The organism is Aquipseudomonas alcaligenes, from assembly GCF_003205495.1.
GTDB classification, from domain to species: domain Bacteria; phylum Pseudomonadota; class Gammaproteobacteria; order Pseudomonadales; family Pseudomonadaceae; genus Aquipseudomonas; species Aquipseudomonas alcaligenes_B.
In genome coordinates this window covers 212058-228605 of sequence record NZ_QJRX01000006.1, presented here as the reverse complement: position 1 = coordinate 228605, position 16548 = coordinate 212058, and the positions used below count along the sequence as shown (strand labels likewise).

Sequence of the window (16548 nt, the reverse complement as noted above, 5' to 3'; positions counted from 1 at the left end):
GTGGCCAGGGCGAATACCCCGAGCGGGAAGGTGAAGCCCCACCAGCCGAGGTTGAACGGCATGTTGTCGCGGATGTAGTGGCGGGTGAACAGGACGGCGATGACCAGCCACCACAGCCCCGCGCCCCAGAGCGCCAGGCCGCCGACCAGGCCGAAGCCGTGGACGATCTCGGCGGCGCCGGCCAGCGCGGTGCCGGCGAAGGCCGCCGGCGCCGCCTGGCCCATGCTCAACAGGCCCAGGCAGCCGGTGGCCAGCGGCCCCAGCGGCAGCCAGCTGGTGGCAGCGAAGTCGGTGTCCGGCAGCTTGTGCAGGGCCAGGCGCAGCAGCACCAGGGTGATCAGCGAGAAGGCCAGGGCCAGCGACATGCCCCAGAGGATGAAGCCGACCACCAGTACCAGGCGCGCGGATGCCGGGTCCAGGTGCGGCATCAGCGCGCCACCGGCGCCGGCCGCCACCTCCGGCGCGACGATCGGCAGCAGCCACACGGCGGTCATCTTCTCCAGCGCATGGCTCTGCCGGGTAAACATCAGGTAGGGCACCAGCAAGGCGCTGCCCAGGGCCATGGCCGCATCCAGCCACCAGAGGGCATGCGCCAGCGCATACACGCCGTCGCCCCAGCGTGCCGGGCCGAATTGCACCAGGCCGCCGATCAGCATGGCCAGGCCCATGGGAATGGCGCCAAGGAACATCGACTGCACCGGGTGCAGCAGCATCGGCCACAGGGTGTCGCGAAACAGCAGTGCACGGGCCAGGAACAGCAGGCTGAACACCGCGAAGAGCAGCACGGCGAACAGCCACAGGGCCTCGGCCAGGGCCAGCTGCCCCGGCAGGCTCCAGGGCAGGTGGGCGATCACCAGGGCGAGTACGCCGGTGCCCATGGTCATGGCGAACCAGTTGGGGGTGAAGTGACGGACGAAGGCCCAGGGTTCGGGCAGACGGGTGAAGGGGCGCGGCATGGGTATCACGGCAGGCAGCAACAAGAGGCTGCCAAGGCTAGAGAGGCGCTTGCCATATGAAAAATACATATTCAGCATGCAATACATACTTTTTATGCATGCCATATCCCCATGAACCTGCACCACCTCAAGGTCTTCCTCGCCGTCGCCGAGGCCGGCAGCATCAGCGCCGGCGCTCAGCGTCTGCACATCAGCCAGCCGGCGGTGACCCGGGAGATCCGCGAGCTGGAAGCCAGCCTCGGCCTGGCCCTGTTCGACCGCCACCCGCGCGGGGTCAAGCCGACCGAGGGCGGTCAGCGCCTGCTGCAGTTCGCCGAGCGCATCTTCGCCCTCGAGCAGGCCGCCGAACGCGACCTGCGCGACCTGGCTGGGCTCGGCCATGGCGAACTGGCTCTCGGCGCCAGCGCCACCCTCGGCGCCTACTGGCTGCCGCCACTGCTGAACCACTTTCGTGCGGAGCATCCCGGCGTCTTCATTAGCCTGCAGGTGAGCAACACCCGTGAAGTGCTGCAGCAGCTGGACGACGCGCTGATCAGCCTGGGTTTCGTCGAGGGTCCCTTCCCCGCCGCCGACTACGCCCATCACCTGCTGGCCCGCGACCGCCTGCTGCCGGTGGCCGGCCCCGCCCATCCGCTGGCCGGCCGCCGCGACCTGCGCATGGCCGAACTGCAGGCGCACGAGCTGTACCTGCGCGAGCCCGGCTCCGGCGCCCGCGCCAGCATCGAGCAGGCCTACGCCGAGCTCGGCCTGGAGGCGCGGGCGGCCATGGTCGGCGGCGGCACCGAACCGCTCAAGCGCCTGATTGCCGGCGGGCGCGGCATCGCCTGGCTGTCGCAGCTGGTGGTCGAGGACGAGCTGGCCGATGGCCGCCTGGTGCAGCTCGACGTGCGCGACCTGCAGATCGAGCGCGACCTGCACGTGCTCTGGCGTCGCGGCAGCCAGCTCAACCCCGCGCCGGCCGCCTTCCTGCAGCTCATCGAAGGCAATATCAAAACTTTTTGATATTGCTGTTGCTGGATGAAAAGTGAGCGACTAGACTGCCGCCCCTATGAATATGCGCGTGCCCCAGCTCCGCTTCGAGCCTGCCGACGAACTGGCTGCCCTGTGCAAGGCTGGCGGCGATCCGCTGCGCCTGAACGTGCTGCGCGCGCTGGCCAACGACTCGTTCGGCGTGCTGGAACTGGCGCAGATCTTCGCCATCGGCCAGTCGGGCATGAGCCACCACCTCAAGGTGCTGGCCCAGGCCGGCCTGGTGGCGACGCGCCGCGAAGGCAACGCGGTGTTCTACCGCCGCGCTCTGTCGCAGGGCGAGCTGCTCGGCGGCACCCTGCACGGCGCGCTGCTGACGGAGGTCGACGGCCTGCAGCTACCGGCCGAAGTCGAGGCGCGCATCGCCGCCGTGCACGCCCAGCGCGCCGCCGCCAGCCGCGACTTCTTCGCCCGCGCGGCGGACAAGTTCCAGGCCCAGCAGGACCTGATCGCCGGTCTGCCGCAGTACCGCGACAGCGTGCTGGCCCTGCTCGATGCGCTGGGCTTCGCCGCCGGCAGCACGGCGCTGGAAGTCGGCCCCGGCGACGGTGGCTTCCTGCCGGAGCTGGCGCGACGCTTCCGCCACGTGGTGGCGCTGGACAACAGCCCGGCGATGCTGGAGCTGGCGCGCCAGCGCTGCAATGAAGAACGACTGGGCAATGTCGAGCTCAAGCTCGCCGATGCCCTCAACGACGAGATCGACGCCGCCGACTGCGTGGTGGTGAACATGGTGCTGCACCATTTCGCCGCCCCGGCCGAGGCGCTGAAGCAGCTGGCACGCCTGGTCAGACCGACCGGCAGCCTGCTGATCACCGAGTTGTGCAGCCATGACCAGAGCTGGGCCAGGACGGCCTGCGGCGATCTCTGGCTCGGCTTCGAACAGGAAGATCTGGCCCGCTGGGCCGATGCCGCGGGGCTCACGCCCGGCGAGAGCCTCTATGTGGGCCTCAAGAACGGCTTTCAGATTCAGGTACGGCACTTCGCCAAGCCGGATGCGAAGCAAACCCAGGTATGAATAGGATTTTGAAATGAGCGAATACTCCCTGTTTACCTCCGAATCCGTGTCCGAAGGCCACCCGGACAAGATCGCCGACCAGATTTCCGATGCCGTCCTCGACGCCATCATCGCCCAGGACAAGCACGCCCGCGTGGCCGTGGAGACCCTGGTCAAGACCGGCGTTGCCATCGTCGCCGGCGAAGTCACCACCAGCGCCTGGGTCGACCTCGAGCAGATCGTCCGCGACGTGATCTGCGACATCGGCTACACCAGCTCCGACGTCGGCTTCGACGGCGCCACCTGCGGCGTGATGAACATCATTGGCAAGCAGTCCCCGGACATCAACCAGGGTGTCGACCGCGCCAAGCCGGAAGACCAGGGCGCCGGCGACCAGGGCCTGATGTTCGGCTACGCCAGCAACGAGACCGACGTGCTGATGCCGGCACCGATCTGCTTCTCGCACCGCCTGGTCGAGCGCCAGGCCGAGGCGCGCAAGTCCGGCCTGCTGCCGTGGCTGCGCCCGGATGCCAAGAGCCAGGTCACCTGCCGCTACGAGCACGGCAAGGTGGTCGGCATCGACGCCGTGGTGCTGTCCACCCAGCACAGCCCGGACGTCGCACTGCCCGACCTGCGTGAAGCGGTGATGGAGCTGATCATCAAGCACACCCTGCCGGCCGAGCTGCTGCACAAGGACACCCAGTTCCACATCAACCCGACCGGCAACTTCGTGATCGGCGGCCCGGTGGGCGACTGCGGCCTGACCGGGCGCAAGATCATCGTCGACTCCTACGGCGGCATGGCCCGCCACGGCGGCGGCGCCTTCTCCGGCAAGGACCCGTCCAAGGTCGACCGTTCGGCCGCCTACGCCGGCCGCTACGTGGCCAAGAACATCGTCGCCGCGGGCCTGGCCGAGCGCTGCGAGATCCAGGTGTCCTACGCCATCGGCGTGGCCCAGCCGACCTCCATCTCGATCAACACCTTCGGCACCAACAAGGTCAGCGAGGACACCATCATCAAGCTGGTGCGCGAAGTGTTCGACCTACGTCCGTACGCCATCACCAAGATGCTCGACCTGCTCCATCCGATGTACCGCGACACCGCGGCCTACGGCCACTTCGGCCGCACCCCGGAGCAGAAGACCGTCGGCAACGACACCTTCAGCACCTTCACCTGGGAAAAGACCGACAAGGTCGAGGCCCTGCGCGCCGCCGCCGGCCTGTAAGGGTCACCGGCAATGCAAAAAGCCCCGCCCCGTGCGGGGCTTTTTGTTGGGCAATCTGTAGGGAGGGCGCAACCCGCGACTGGGCCACGCGGGTTTCACCCGCCCCACTCGGCGACCGGCAGATTCGTCTGTGGGCGGCTAGGCTAGCCCTGGTCACCATCGAGCAAGGATGCTCCCATGCCACGCTGGATCACGCTGTCGCTGCTGCCGTTCGCCTTTGACTGTCTCGCCGCGCCATGCCCCGACTGGTCCGCCGAGCAGGCCCGCCGGGAACTGGCGGCACTCGCCGCGCAGCTCGCCGACTGGGACGACGCCTATCACCGCCAGGGCCGCTCGCCGATCAGCGACGAACTCTACGACCAGTCGCGCCAGCGCCTGGAGGACTGGCAAGCCTGCTTCCCCGCCGAGGCCACGACGGCCGGCGCCCCACTGCAGGGCGCCGGCGGCCCCGTTGCCCATCCGGTGGCGCAGACCGGCCTGGCCAAGTTGCGCGACGCAGATGCCGTGCGCGCCTGGATGGCCGGGCGCGACGACCTGTGGATTCAGCCCAAGGTCGACGGCGTGGCCGTCACCCTGGTCTATCGCGCTGGCCGCCTGCAGCAGGCGATCAGCCGCGGCGACGGCCGCAGCGGCCAGGACTGGACGACCCGCGCGCGCCTGCTCGCGGCCATTCCGCAGCGTCTGCCGCACAGCGGCGAACTGATCCTGCAGGGCGAGCTGTACTGGCGCCTGCCCGGCCACGTGCAGGCCCGCGACGGCGGCGCCAACGCACGCGGCCTGGTCGCCGGCGCCATGGCCCGCGGCCAGCTGGATAGGCAGCGCGCGGCACGGATCGGTCTGTTCGTCTGGGACTGGCCGAACGGCCCAGCGAGCATGACCGAGCGCCTGCAGGGCCTGCACGCCATGGGCTTCACTGACAGCGTCGCGCTGACCCTGCCGCTGCGCACGGCGGAGCAAGCCGGCCAGTGGCGCGAGCGCTGGTATCGCGCCGAGCTGCCCTTCGCCAGCGACGGCGTGGTGCTGCGCCAGGGCCAGCGCCCGGCCGGCACAGGCTGGGTCGCCGAACCGCCGAGCTGGGCCGCGGCCTGGAAATACCCGCCACGCCAGGCCCTGGCCGAGGTGCACGCCGTGCAGTTCCAGATCGGCCGCACCGGGCGCATCACCCCGCTGCTGCAGCTACAAGCGGTCGAACTGGATGGACGCGAGGTGCGTCGCGTTAGCCTCGGATCGCTGCAGCGCTGGCACGAGCTGGATGTACGCCCCGGCGACCAGGTCGCCATCGCCCTCGCCGGCCTGACCATCCCGCGCCTGGACGCCGTGGTCTGGCGCAGCCAGCAGCGCACACAACTACAGGTGCCGGACCCGGCGCAGCACCACGCCTTCAGCTGCTTTCGGCCGACACCCGGCTGCGAAAGCCAGTTCGCCGCGCGCCTGCACTGGCTGGGCGGCAGGCAGGGCCTGGCGCTGCCCGGCGTCGGCGCCGGGACTTGGGAAAAGCTGCGGCTGCAGGGGCTGCTGGACTGGCTGGCGCTGCAGGAGAGCGAATTGGCCCGCCGCCCGGGCTTCGGCCAGCGCAGCGCGGCCAGCCTGTCCGCCAGTTTCGCCAGCGCCCGGCAACGCCCCTTCGCACAATGGCTGCGCGCCCTGGGCCTGCCGCCCAGCGGCTCGGCGCCGCTGCAGGGCGACTGGACGACGCTGGCGGCACGCGAGGTGAAAGACTGGGATGCCTATGCCGGCGTGGGCCCGACCCGCGCCGCCCAGCTGGCAGCCTTCTTCCGCCACCCGCAGGTGCTGCAGTTGCGCGAGCAACTGCAGCGCAGCGGCATCGAAGGTTTCTAGTAGATGCGGAACTCTTCGTGGCAGGCCTTGCAGGCCGCCTCGACCTTGGCCACCGGCGCCTCCAGCGCGCGCGCCTGCAGCGGCTTGACCTGGGCCGCGCCGCGCAGCTCGGCGGTGGCGGCTTCCAGCTCCCGCGCCAGCTGCTGGAAGCGCTCCTGGCGCTGCCACACCTCATCGCGCGCCTGGCTGTCGCCGTCGCTCTCGCGCACCTGCGGGAAGTGCTGCCAGGGCTGACGCGACAACTCGTCGAGCTTGACCGCGCCCGCGGCGAAGCGCTGCTCGTTGAAACTCAGGCGCCCGCGCAGCATGCCACCGAGGTCTTCGCTGGTGCGCAGCATCTCTTCGAACAGGGCCTGGCGCTTGCCCAGCGGCGAATTGGGATCGACCCGGTCGCAGCCGGCCAGCAGGGTCACAGCCAGCAGGCCAAGGAGCAGTTTCGACTTCATATCTACAGCCAGTCAGGGACGAAAGGGGCGACAGTATTGCCAGTCCACCCTTCGCTCGCCAAGCGCCAGGCTGTCGCACGACGGAAGACCTTGGGCTGAGGCGCCGGGATGGCTATAATCGCCGGGCTTCACATGACCGGCTCCGCCCGGTCATGCCCGCCACCCGTCCGAGGGGCGCTGCAGCAGGCCGAAAGACCGCCTGTCAGGCTCGGATGGGGCGTTACCCAAACGCATCAACGGCGCCCATTCGCAGACAACGAATGGAGAGCTTTCGCATGAGCGCTGCTTTTACCGATTACAAGGTCGCCGACATTTCCCTGGCCGACTGGGGCCGCAAGGAACTGATCATCGCCGAGTCCGAGATGCCGGCACTGATGGGCCTGCGCCGCAAGTACGCCGCCAGCCAGCCGCTGAAGGGTGCCAAGATCATCGGCTGCATCCACATGACCATCCAGACCGGCGTGCTGATCGAGACCCTGATCGCCCTGGGCGCCGAAGTGCGCTGGTCCAGCTGCAACATCTTCTCCACCCAGGACCAGGCCGCCGCCGCCATCGCCGCCGCCGGCATCCCGGTGTTCGCCTGGAAGGGCGAGACCGAGGAGGAGTACGAGTGGTGCATCGAGCAGACCATCCTCAAGGACGGTAAGCCGTGGGACGCCAACATGATCCTGGACGACGGCGGCGACCTGACCCAGATCATCCACGAGCGCTACCCGGCCATGCTGGACAAGATCCACGGCATCACCGAGGAAACCACCACCGGCGTGCACCGTCTGCTCGACATGCTCAAGGCCGGCACCCTGAAAGTCCCGGCGATCAACGTCAACGACTCGGTGACCAAGAGCAAGAACGACAACAAGTACGGCTGCCGCCACAGCCTCAACGACGCCATCAAGCGCGGCACCGACCACCTGCTGTCCGGCAAGCAGGCCCTGGTGATCGGCTACGGCGACGTGGGCAAGGGCTCGGCGCAGTCGCTGCGCCAGGAAGGCATGATCGTCAAGGTCACCGAGATCGACCCGATCTGCGCCATGCAGGCCTGCATGGACGGCTTCGAAGTGGTCTCGCCCTACCTGAACGGCCTCAACGACGGCAGCGAGGCGAGCATCGACAAGGCCCTGCTGGGCAAGATCGACCTGATCGTCACCACCACCGGCAACGTCAACGTGTGCGACGCCCACATGCTCAAGGCGCTGAAGAAGCGCGCCGTGGTGTGCAACATCGGCCACTTCGACAACGAGATCGACACCGCCTTCATGCGCGCCAACTGGGGCTGGGAAGAGGTCAAGCCGCAGGTGCACAAGATCCACCGCACCGGCAAGACCGTCGACCCGACCAACGACGACTACCTGATCCTGCTGGCCGAAGGCCGCCTGGTGAACCTGGGCAACGCCACCGGCCACCCGAGCCGGATCATGGACGGATCCTTCGCCAACCAGGTGCTGGCGCAGATCCACCTGTACGGTGCCGGCTTCGCCAACCTGCCGGCCGCCGAGAAGGCCAAACGCATTACCGTCGAGGTGCTGCCGAAGAAGCTCGACGAGGAAGTGGCGCTGGAGATGGTCAAGGGCTTCGGCGGCGTGGTCACCCAGCTGACCGCCAAGCAGGCCGAGTACATCGGCGTGACCGTCGAAGGCCCGTTCAAGCCCGACAGCTACCGCTACTGATGCACCGCGAGGGCGGGCCGGCGACGGCCCGCCCTCCGCGCGTCTGCAAGGACCGAATCCATGTCTCAAGAACGCCGTTACAGCTTCGAGTTCTTCCCCACCAAGACCGAAGCCGGGCATGAAAAACTGCTCAACGTCGCGCGCCAGCTGGCCGGCTACAAGCCGGACTTCTTCTCCTGCACCTATGGCGCAGGCGGCTCGACCCGCGACCGCACCCTCAACACCGTGCTGCAGCTCGATGGCGATGTCGGCGTGCCGACCGCGCCGCACCTGTCCTGCGTCGGTGACAACAAGGCCGAGCTGCGCAGCCTGCTCAGCCAGTACAAGAACTCCGGGATCAAGCGCATCGTCGCCCTGCGCGGCGACCTGCCGTCCGGCATGGGCATGGCCAGCGGCGAGCTGCGCTATGCCAACGAGCTGGTGGAGTTCATCCGCAGCGAAACCGGCGACCACTTCCACATCGAGGTGGCGGCCTACCCGGAAGTGCACCCGCAGGCCCGCAGCTACGAGGACGACCTGAAGAACTTCGTGCGCAAGTGCCAGGCCGGCGCCGACAGCGCCATCACCCAGTACTTCTTCAGCGCCGACTGCTACTTCTACTTCGTCGAGCGCGTGCGCAAGCTGGGCGTCACACTTCCGATCGTGCCGGGCATCATGCCGATCACCAACTACAGCAAGCTGGCGCGCTTCTCCGACGCCTGCGGCGCCGAGATCCCACGCTGGATCCGCAAGCAGCTGGAAGCCTACGGCGACGACCTGGAGAGCATCCAGGCGTTCGGCGAGCAGGTGGTCACCGAGATGTGCGAGCGCCTGCTCGCCGGCGGCGCCCCGGGCCTGCACTTCTACACCCTGAACCAGGCCGAGCCGAGCCTGGCGATCTGGAACAACCTGAAACTCCCCCGCTGACGGGGCCTGCAACACCAAGAAGCCGGGGCATGCCCCGGCTTTTTCTTGCCCATTCACCCGATCAATAGACCGTCCGGTCACTTTTCAACCAGGCGCAAGACGATTACCCTGGCTATATGCCAGTATTCCAGCGCCATTTTATTGCCATTCTCTTGCTCAGCTGCCTCGCCCATGCCGCCCGGGCGGAGCCACTGCGCATCGTCACCGAGGCCTGGGCGCCCTACGTCTTTGAAGCGAACGGCCAGCCGCGCGGGCTCGACTACGAGATCAGCGCCGAAGTGCTGCGCCGCCTGGGCGTCGAAGCCGAGTGGCAGTTCCTGCCCTGGAAGCGCTGCCTGCTGGCTTTCGAACAGGGCCAGGCGGACGGCATCCTCGACATCTTCCGCATCCCCGAGCGCGAGGCGCAGATGCTGTTCGTCGAGGAGCCGCTGTCGGAAGTCGAGTTCGTCCTGTTCCACGCCCGCAGCCGGCCCTACCCCTACCGCTCGCTGGAGGATCTGCGCGACCTGGTGATCGGCACCTCGCCCGGCTACTGGTACAACGATCAGACCTTCCGCGACTCGCGCCTGTTCAGCCGCGAGGAGGCACCGTCCCACGAGGCCAACCTGGGCAAGCTGTTGCGCCAGCGCGTCGACCTGGTGGTCAACGACCGCCGCGCCGGGCTGTATCTGGCCGCGCAGCTGGGCCTGGGCAACCAGCTCGGCTACAACCGCAAGGCGCTGGGCAGCGACCGTATGTACCTGGCCTTGCGCCGCACCCCGCAACTGCAGGAGCTGGCCGCGCGCTTCGCCGCCGAACTGCGCCGCTTCAAGCGCGAAATGGCCTACGCCCGCCTGCAGGCACGCTACGCCGAACCGGCCAACGCGCCGATCGCCGCCAAGTATTGAGAAAAACCGCCGACGGGCAGCTAGCGGCGCCACCGTCTTGCTCTGTTATACTCCGGACTCCCGCCAGGCTTGCGCCCGGATGCTCGGCAACCCATCGCCCAGCAGTACCGGACGGGATCACTCAGCACGAGCGATTCAAGCCAGGCAGCTTCCCCCATCGGGCCTTCGCCCCATATAGACAGGATCACACATGTCCTTTGTTTCCCTCGGTCTCTCCGAGGCATTGGCCGGCGCCGTAGAAGCCGCCGGTTACGCCCAGCCCACTCCGGTGCAACAGCGGGCCATCCCCGCCGTGTTGCAAGGTCGCGACCTGATGGTCGCCGCCCAGACGGGTACTGGTAAAACCGCAGGCTTCGCCCTGCCGATTCTGGAACGCCTGTTCCCCGGCGGCCACCCGGACCGCGAACACCGCCACGGCCCCAAGCAGCCGCGCGTGCTGGTGCTGACGCCGACCCGCGAGCTGGCGGCCCAGGTGCACGACAGCTTCAAGATCTACGCCCGCGACCTGAAATTCGTCAGCGCCTGCATCTTCGGCGGCGTCGGCATGAACCCGCAGGTGCAGGCCCTGGCCAAGGGCGTCGACGTGCTGGTGGCCTGCCCCGGCCGCCTGCTCGACCTGGCCGGCCAGGGTAGCGTCGACCTCTCCCGCGTGGAGATCCTGGTCCTCGACGAAGCCGACCGCATGCTCGACATGGGCTTCATCCACGACGTGAAGAAGGTCCTCGCGCGCCTGCCGGCGCAACGGCAGAACCTGCTGTTCTCGGCGACCTTCTCCAAGGACATCACCGACCTCGCCGGCAAGCTGCTGCACAACCCCGAGCGCATCGAGGTCACCCCGCCGAACACTACGGTCGAGCGCATCGAGCAGCGCGTGTTCCGCCTGCCGGCCACGCACAAGCGCGCCCTGCTGGCGCACCTGGTGACCGTCGGCGCCTGGGAGCAGGTGCTGGTGTTCACCCGCACCAAGCACGGCGCCAACCGCCTGGCCGAGTATCTGGACAAGCACGGCCTGCCGGCCGCCGCGATCCACGGCAACAAGAGCCAGAACGCACGGACCAAGGCCCTGGCCGACTTCAAGGCCAACCAGGTGCGCATCCTGGTGGCCACCGACATCGCCGCCCGCGGCCTGGACATCGACCAGCTGCCGCACGTGGTCAACTACGAGCTGCCCAACGTCGAGGAAGATTACGTCCACCGCATCGGCCGTACCGGCCGGGCCGGGCGCAGTGGTGAAGCCATCTCGCTGGTGGCGCCGGACGAGGAGAAGCTGCTCAAGGCCATCGAGCGCCTGACCAAGCAGAAGATTGCCGACGGCGACATGCAGGGCTTCGACCCGGCCAGCGTCGAGGTGGAGAAGCCGGAGGCGCGCGGCCCGCGCCCCGAGCGCCAGCCGCGCGCCGACAAGCCCAGGCACGAAGCCAAGCACGAACCCAAGGCCGAGGGCGCCGCCGGCGAAGGCCAGGGCAAGAAGCGCAAGCGTCGTCGCGGCAAGGGCAAGGGCGAAGCCGGCCAGCAGCCGCAGCAGAACCAGCCGCGCCAGGCCAGCCAGCCGGCCCCGCTGCTGGCCCTGCCGCCGGAGCGCGACCCCGAGGAGTTCCTCGACGACGAGTTCGACAATTTCGGCAACCGCGCCGACTACGTGCCGACCCAGCCGCAACCGCAGGGCCGCAACCCCCGCCGCGGTGGCCAGGGTGGCGCCCAGGGCGGGCAACGCGGCCAGGGTGGGCAGGCACGCGGCCAGGGTGCCCCTCGTCAGGGCGGCCAGAAGCAGGGCAAGCCCGCGCAGCGCCAAGGCCAGGGCCAGGCTCGTGGCCAGCGCCAGGGCGGTCCGCGTGCCCAGGGCGGCGGTCGTCGCGAGGAGCCGCGTTACGAGCGCCAGGAGCCGCTGGTGCAGGACAGCCGCACGGCCAAGCAGCCGCTGATCATCCGCAAGGGTGAGCGCCTGCCGACCCTGGAGCAGCTGGAAAGCCTGCAGGACAGCCGCCCGCGCGGCGAAAAGCCGGCGTTGCTGACGCGCAAGAACGAAGCGGCGGAGTAATCTCCGAGCAACGAAAAAGCCGGCCCCTGGGCCGGCTTTTTTGTGCGCGCACAGCGTGCGCGGCGGGACTGGCAAGCGTCGGCCAAGGCCGACGCGTAGCAATCCGGGATTACTGGCGAACGCCCTCGACCGAAAGGATCAGCTCCACTTCCTGGGAAGCCGGGCCGAGGTCCTTCTGGATGTCGAAGTCCTTCAGCTTCAGCTTGGTGCTGCCCTCGAAGCCGGCACGGTAGCCGCCCCACGGGTCGCTGCCTTCGCCGAGGAACTTGGCGGCGATCACCACCGGCTTGGTCACGCCGTTGAGGGTCAGGTTGCCGGTGATGTCGGCGGTGCCTTCGCCGGTGCTCTTCACCGAGGTGGACTCGAAGGTGGCAGTCGGGTGCTTGTCGACGTTGAGGAAATCACCGCTGCGCAGGTGCTTGTCGCGCTCGGCATGGTTGGAGTCGACGCTGGCGGTGTTGATGGTCACCTTGACCTTGCTCGCTTCCGGGGCCTTGGCATCGAAGCTGAAGCTGCCGTCGAAGTCCTTGAAGGTGCCGTACAGCCAGCTGTAGCCCAGGTGGCTGATCTTGAAGTTGATGAAGGCGTGCTGGCCTTCCTTGTCGATGGCGTAGTCGGCGGCCATGGCCTGGCCGGCGAACAGGGCGGCGCCCAGGGTCAGGGCGGCGAAGGTTTTCTTGAGCATTAACAGTCTCCTTGTGGGTTACTTGCCGGTGCGACCGAACATGCGCACCAGGGTGGCATCACGGTCGATGAAGTGGTGCTTGAGCGCCGCCAGGGCATGCAGGCCGGCGAAGATCACCAGGGCCCAGGCGAGGTATTCGTGGACGACGCCGGCGATATCGGCCTGGTCGGGGATGCCGGTCAGCGTGGCCGGCACCTCGAACAGACCGAACACGGCGATGCCGCGGCCGTCGGCGGTGGAAATCAGGTAGCCGCTGAGCATCAGGGCGAACAGGGCCAGGTAGAGGAAGGCATGGCCGGCCCTGGACGCCAGGCGGGTCGCCGCGCCATGGCTGGCCGGCGCCGCGGGCGGCGGGCTGACGAAGCGCCAGGCCAGGCGCCCGAGCATGACCACGAAGAGCAGGATGCCGATGCTCTTGTGCAGGTCCGGCGCGGTGCGATACCAGGTGCTGTAGTAGTCCAGCCCGACCATCCACAGGCCCAGGCCGAACAGGCCGAATACCGCCAGGGCCACCAGCCAGTGCAACAGGATGCTGACCAGGCCGTAGGTGGAGTTCGAGTTGCGCCACTGCATATGCAAAAGGTCCGGAAGTGGGAATGGAAGACAGCCTAGCGACAAATACATCGATGAAAAGCGAAAATTTTCGCTTCGAAATATCGAGCAAACAGATAGTTAGCCAGGCTCCCGCTTAGTCCGCGCCATGCCCGCAAGGTTCTCCGCCGGGGCTCTGGACGGCGCTTTCGCGGGGATGAGCGGGCGCCGGCGTGTCCGCCCGCCCCTTCTGGTAGTCTCAGCGACACTCGATGTGGAGAGCCGAACATGAGCCAGAACACCCAGTGGATGCAGCGCGACCTCGCCGTGCTGTGGCACCCCTGCACCCAGATGAAGGACCACGAGCGCCTGCCGCTGATCCCGATCCGCCGTGGCGAAGGGGTCTGGCTGGAGGACTTCGACGGCAAGCGCTACCTGGATGCGGTCAGCTCCTGGTGGGTCAACGTGTTCGGCCACGGCAACCCGCGCATCAACGCGCGCATCCGCGAGCAGCTGGACAGCCTGGAGCACGTGATGCTCGCAGGCTTCACCCACGCGCCGGTGATCGAGCTGTCCGAGCGCCTGGTGCAGATCACCCCGGATGGTCTGTCCAAGGTGTTCTACGCCGACAACGGCTCCTCGGGCATCGAGGTGGCGCTGAAGATGAGCCACCACTACTGGATCAACAGCGGCCAGCCCGGCAAGAAGCGCTTCGTCACCCTGACCAACAGCTACCACGGCGAGACGGTGGCGGCGATGTCGGTGGGCGACGTGGCGCTGTTCACCGACACCTACAAGGCGCTGCTGCTGGACACCCTCAAGGTGCCCAGCCCGGACTGCTACCTGCGCCCGGAAGGCGCCACCTGGGAAGAACACTCGCGCAGCATGTTCGCCGCCATGGAGCAGACCCTGGCCGAACACGCCCATGAAGTGGCGGCAGTCATCGTCGAGCCGCTGATCCAGGGCGCCGGCGGCATGCGCATGTACCACCCGATCTACCTCAAACTGCTGCGCGAAGCCTGCGACCGTTATGGCGTGCACCTGATCCACGACGAGATCGCCGTCGGCTTCGGCCGCACCGGCAGCATGTTCGCCTGCGAGCAGGCCGGCATCACCCCGGACTTCCTGGTGCTGTCCAAGGCCCTCACCGGCGGCTACCTGCCGATGGCCGCAGTGCTCACCACCGATGAGGTGTACGGCGCCTTCTACGACGACTACGCCACCCTGCGCGCCTTCCTCCACTCGCACACCTACACCGGCAACCCGCTGGCCTGTGCCGCCGCACTGGCGACCCTGGATATCTTCCGTGACGAGAACGTTATCGAGAAGAACCAGGCCCTGGCCGCGCACATGGCCAGCGCCACCGCGCACCTGGCCGACCACCCGCATGTGGCCGAAGTGCGCCAGACCGGCATGGCCCTGGCCATCGAGATGGTGCAGGACAAGGCAAGCAAGACCGCCTACCCCTGGCAGCAGCGCCGCGGCCTGGCGGTGTACCAGCACGCCCTGAGCCGCGGCGCCCTGCTGCGCCCGCTGGGCAGCGTGGTGTACTTCCTGCCGCCCTATGTGATCACGCCCGAGCAGATCGACTTCCTCGCCGAGGTGGCCAGCGAGGGCATCGACATCGCCACCCGCGAGTCGCTCAGCGTGGCGGTGCAGGCCGACCTCTACCCCAACCACCGCGACCCGGGCTGAGCCCATGGAACACGCGTTCTGGCACAACCGCTGGGCAACCAACCAGATCGGCTTTCACGAGCCGCAGGTCAACCCGCTGCTGGTCGAGCACTTCGCCGCACTCGCACTGCCGCCTGGCAGCCGTCTGCTGCTGCCGTTGTGCGGCAAGACCCTGGATATCGCCTGGCTGCTCGCCGCCGGCCACCGGGTCGTGGGTGTCGAGCTGAGCGAACTGGCCGTGCAGCAGCTGTTCGCCGAACTGGCCGCGACGCCGCGTATCCAGGTGCTGAACGATGCGCTGAAGCGCTACGAGACGGACGAGCTGACGGTCTTCGTCGGTGACATCTTCGCCCTGAGCCGCGACCTGCTGGGCCCGGTGGACGCGATCTACGACCGCGCCGCCCTGGTGGCCCTGCCAGCGACGATGCGCCCGCGCTATGCCGCGCACCTGAGCGAGATCAGCGCCTGCGCGCCCCAGCTGCTGATCAGCTTCGACTATCAGCAGAGCCAGCTGCCGGGACCACCCTTCGCCGTGCCGGCCGAGGAGCTGGCTGTGCTGTATGGCCAGCGCTACCAGCTGCAGCAGCTGGCCCGCCAGGCGCTGGCGGGTGGCCTCAAGGGGCAGTGTCCAGCGGACGAGGTGGTGTGGCGGCTGCAACCTCGCGCCTGACCGGAAAGCGCGAACGCGCTTAAAATAGCCGCCTTTCCCAAGGTGACCTCCTGCATGCGCCTGTCCCGCTTCTTCATCGACGCCTCGCTGTCCCTCGGCCAGCTCGAACTGCCCGAGGCCCAGGCCCACTATATCGGCCGCGTGCTGCGCCATGCCGCGGGCGATGCCGTGCAGCTGTTCGACGGCAGCGGCCAGGAATACCGCGGCGAGCTGATCGAGGTGGGCAAGAAGGCCGTGCGCGTCGAGCTGCGCGAGCAGCTCGCCGGCCAGGCCGAATCGCCCCTGCGCATCCACCTGGGCCAGGGCCTGTCGCGCGGCGAGCGCATGGACTGGGCGATCCAGAAGGCCACCGAGCTGGGCGTCGGCGAGATCACCCCGATCGTCTCCGAGCGCTGCGAAGTGCGCCTGAAGGACGAGCGCGCCGACAAGCGCCTGGCCCACTGGCGCCAGGTGGCGATCAGCGCCTGCGAGCAGTGCGGGCGCTCGGTGCTGCCGCTGATCCACCCGCCGATCACCCTGGCCGAGTGGCAGGCGCATGTGCAAGCCGAACTGAAACTGGTGCTGCACCCGGTGGCGGCGCCGCTGGAAAGCCATGCCAGGCCGCAGAGCCTGGCCTTCCTGATCGGCCCCGAGGGTGGCCTGAGCGAGGCCGAGGTCGAGCAGGCCAGGGCCGCCGGCTTCCACGCCGCCCGTCTCGGCCCGCGGGTGCTGCGCACCGAGACCGCGCCGGTGGTGGCGCTGGCCGTGGCCCAGCAGCTATGGGGCGATTTCTAGCCGAGCGGCGCCTGCGCACGGGTCGAATGTCGCCTCGGCGTAACAAGATGTGACTGCAGGGGATGGCAAGCCCGTCCACCTCTGGCATGCTCTGCGCGCCAAGGGCGAAGCGGCGGCCTACCACCGCGCTGCGCTCTTGCCGAGGTCGAGGCGTATCGCCCTGCCCTAACTCCAATAACAATCCCGCCCGGGCTCCGTGCTTTCCCACAAGGCAGCCGTTGCAGGCC

Annotated in this window: 15 protein-coding genes and 1 riboswitch; of the genes, 11 read left to right on the top strand and 4 right to left on the bottom strand. The window is 68.3% G+C overall.

Translation table 11 applies throughout. From position 1 onward, the window contains the following. The coding region (locus tag DMO17_RS13055; RefSeq protein ID WP_110683034.1) for a TDT family transporter at positions 1 to 956 on the bottom strand (956 nt) is incomplete at its 3' end. 111 nt (positions 957 to 1067) lie between these two features. On the opposite strand from DMO17_RS13055, the gene DMO17_RS13050 reads away from it, so the two are divergent. The 4 genes from DMO17_RS13050 (at position 1068) to ligB (ending at position 6043) form a co-directional block, all read left to right on the top strand. Beyond that, on the top strand, positions 1068 to 1958 hold the full coding sequence (locus DMO17_RS13050; protein WP_110682917.1) for a LysR family transcriptional regulator: 891 nt from the start codon (positions 1068 to 1070) through the stop codon (positions 1956 to 1958). 46 nt (positions 1959 to 2004) lie between these two features. Next, positions 2005 to 3000, top strand: coding sequence for an ArsR/SmtB family transcription factor (locus DMO17_RS13045; RefSeq protein ID WP_110682916.1), 996 nt, complete (start codon positions 2005 to 2007; stop codon positions 2998 to 3000). A 13-nt stretch (positions 3001 to 3013) separates the two neighbouring features. Then, a complete protein-coding gene (metK, locus tag DMO17_RS13040; RefSeq protein WP_110682915.1) occupies positions 3014 to 4204 on the top strand; it encodes a methionine adenosyltransferase in 1191 nt (396 codons plus the stop codon). 177 nt (positions 4205 to 4381) lie between these two features. Further along, the gene (ligB, locus tag DMO17_RS13035) at positions 4382 to 6043 is read left to right on the top strand and encodes an NAD-dependent DNA ligase LigB (RefSeq protein WP_110682914.1); all 1662 of its coding nucleotides are present in this window, start codon (positions 4382 to 4384) and stop codon (positions 6041 to 6043) included. Here the strand turns inward: ligB and DMO17_RS13030 are convergent. Next, positions 6040 to 6489 carry a c-type cytochrome gene (locus tag DMO17_RS13030; RefSeq protein ID WP_110682913.1) on the bottom strand — a complete coding sequence of 150 codons (450 nt, stop codon included), beginning with the start codon at positions 6487 to 6489 and terminating at the stop codon, positions 6040 to 6042. The genes ligB and DMO17_RS13030 overlap by 4 nt on opposite strands. A 163-nt stretch (positions 6490 to 6652) precedes the next feature. Further along, positions 6653 to 6741, top strand: a riboswitch (S-adenosyl-L-homocysteine riboswitch). A 23-nt stretch (positions 6742 to 6764) separates the two neighbouring features. On the opposite strand from DMO17_RS13030, the gene ahcY reads away from it, so the two are divergent. The 4 genes from ahcY to DMO17_RS13010 all read left to right on the top strand — a co-directional run bounded on the left by ahcY (position 6765) and on the right by DMO17_RS13010 (position 11987). Further along, entirely contained in the window at positions 6765 to 8156 is a 1392-nt protein-coding gene (gene ahcY / locus DMO17_RS13025; RefSeq protein ID WP_258371539.1) for an adenosylhomocysteinase, read from the top strand. A gap of 60 nt (positions 8157 to 8216) precedes the next feature. Beyond that, positions 8217 to 9062, top strand: a complete 846-nt coding sequence (gene metF, locus DMO17_RS13020) for a methylenetetrahydrofolate reductase [NAD(P)H] (RefSeq protein ID WP_110682911.1) — start codon at positions 8217 to 8219, stop codon at positions 9060 to 9062. A gap of 116 nt (positions 9063 to 9178) precedes the next feature. Continuing rightward, positions 9179 to 9949 carry a substrate-binding periplasmic protein gene (locus tag DMO17_RS13015; protein WP_110682910.1) on the top strand — a complete coding sequence of 257 codons (771 nt, stop codon included), beginning with the start codon at positions 9179 to 9181 and terminating at the stop codon, positions 9947 to 9949. A 190-nt stretch (positions 9950 to 10139) separates the two neighbouring features. Continuing rightward, positions 10140 to 11987: a DEAD/DEAH box helicase gene (locus DMO17_RS13010; protein ID WP_181418783.1), complete on the top strand. Its 1848-nt coding sequence runs from the start codon at positions 10140 to 10142 to the stop codon at positions 11985 to 11987. Positions 11988 to 12096: 109 nt separating this feature from the next. Here the strand turns inward: DMO17_RS13010 and DMO17_RS13005 are convergent, their stop codons facing one another. After that, positions 12097 to 12672 (bottom strand): YceI family protein, encoded by a 576-nt coding sequence (locus DMO17_RS13005; protein WP_110682909.1) that lies wholly within the window; start codon positions 12670 to 12672, stop codon positions 12097 to 12099. A gap of 18 nt (positions 12673 to 12690) precedes the next feature. Then, positions 12691 to 13245: a cytochrome b gene (locus tag DMO17_RS13000; protein ID WP_110682908.1), complete on the bottom strand. Its 555-nt coding sequence runs from the start codon at positions 13243 to 13245 to the stop codon at positions 12691 to 12693. A gap of 246 nt (positions 13246 to 13491) precedes the next feature. Here DMO17_RS13000 and DMO17_RS12995 point away from each other — a divergent pair, with 246 nt between their 5' ends. Genes DMO17_RS12995 through DMO17_RS12985 form a run of 3 tightly spaced genes read left to right on the top strand, consistent with a single transcriptional unit; the run spans position 13492 to position 16321 of the window. Further along, positions 13492 to 14898: an adenosylmethionine--8-amino-7-oxononanoate transaminase gene (locus DMO17_RS12995; protein ID WP_110682907.1), complete on the top strand. Its 1407-nt coding sequence runs from the start codon at positions 13492 to 13494 to the stop codon at positions 14896 to 14898. Between the two features lie 4 nt (positions 14899 to 14902). Then, positions 14903 to 15547 carry a thiopurine S-methyltransferase gene (gene tmpT, locus DMO17_RS12990; protein WP_110682906.1) on the top strand — a complete coding sequence of 215 codons (645 nt, stop codon included), beginning with the start codon at positions 14903 to 14905 and terminating at the stop codon, positions 15545 to 15547. A gap of 54 nt (positions 15548 to 15601) precedes the next feature. After that, complete coding sequence (locus tag DMO17_RS12985) at positions 15602 to 16321, top strand: 16S rRNA (uracil(1498)-N(3))-methyltransferase (protein WP_110682905.1); 720 nt, start codon at positions 15602 to 15604, stop codon at positions 16319 to 16321. Positions 16322 to 16548 lie beyond the last annotated feature (227 nt).

Coding starts and splice junctions, on each gene's coding strand:
- DMO17_RS13050 (WP_110682917.1), top strand. CDS start 1,068: ATGAACCTGCACCACCTCAAGGTCTTCCTCGCCGTCGCCGAGGCCGGC.
- DMO17_RS13045 (WP_110682916.1), top strand. CDS start 2,005: ATGAATATGCGCGTGCCCCAGCTCCGCTTCGAGCCTGCCGACGAACTG.
- metK (WP_110682915.1), top strand. CDS start 3,014: ATGAGCGAATACTCCCTGTTTACCTCCGAATCCGTGTCCGAAGGCCAC.
- ligB (WP_110682914.1), top strand. CDS start 4,382: ATGCCACGCTGGATCACGCTGTCGCTGCTGCCGTTCGCCTTTGACTGT.
- DMO17_RS13030 (WP_110682913.1), bottom strand. CDS start 6,489: ATGAAGTCGAAACTGCTCCTTGGCCTGCTGGCTGTGACCCTGCTGGCC.
- ahcY (WP_258371539.1), top strand. CDS start 6,765: ATGAGCGCTGCTTTTACCGATTACAAGGTCGCCGACATTTCCCTGGCC.
- metF (WP_110682911.1), top strand. CDS start 8,217: ATGTCTCAAGAACGCCGTTACAGCTTCGAGTTCTTCCCCACCAAGACC.
- DMO17_RS13015 (WP_110682910.1), top strand. CDS start 9,179: ATGCCAGTATTCCAGCGCCATTTTATTGCCATTCTCTTGCTCAGCTGC.
- DMO17_RS13010 (WP_181418783.1), top strand. CDS start 10,140: ATGTCCTTTGTTTCCCTCGGTCTCTCCGAGGCATTGGCCGGCGCCGTA.
- DMO17_RS13005 (WP_110682909.1), bottom strand. CDS start 12,672: ATGCTCAAGAAAACCTTCGCCGCCCTGACCCTGGGCGCCGCCCTGTTC.
- DMO17_RS13000 (WP_110682908.1), bottom strand. CDS start 13,245: ATGCAGTGGCGCAACTCGAACTCCACCTACGGCCTGGTCAGCATCCTG.
- DMO17_RS12995 (WP_110682907.1), top strand. CDS start 13,492: ATGAGCCAGAACACCCAGTGGATGCAGCGCGACCTCGCCGTGCTGTGG.
- tmpT (WP_110682906.1), top strand. CDS start 14,903: ATGGAACACGCGTTCTGGCACAACCGCTGGGCAACCAACCAGATCGGC.
- DMO17_RS12985 (WP_110682905.1), top strand. CDS start 15,602: ATGCGCCTGTCCCGCTTCTTCATCGACGCCTCGCTGTCCCTCGGCCAG.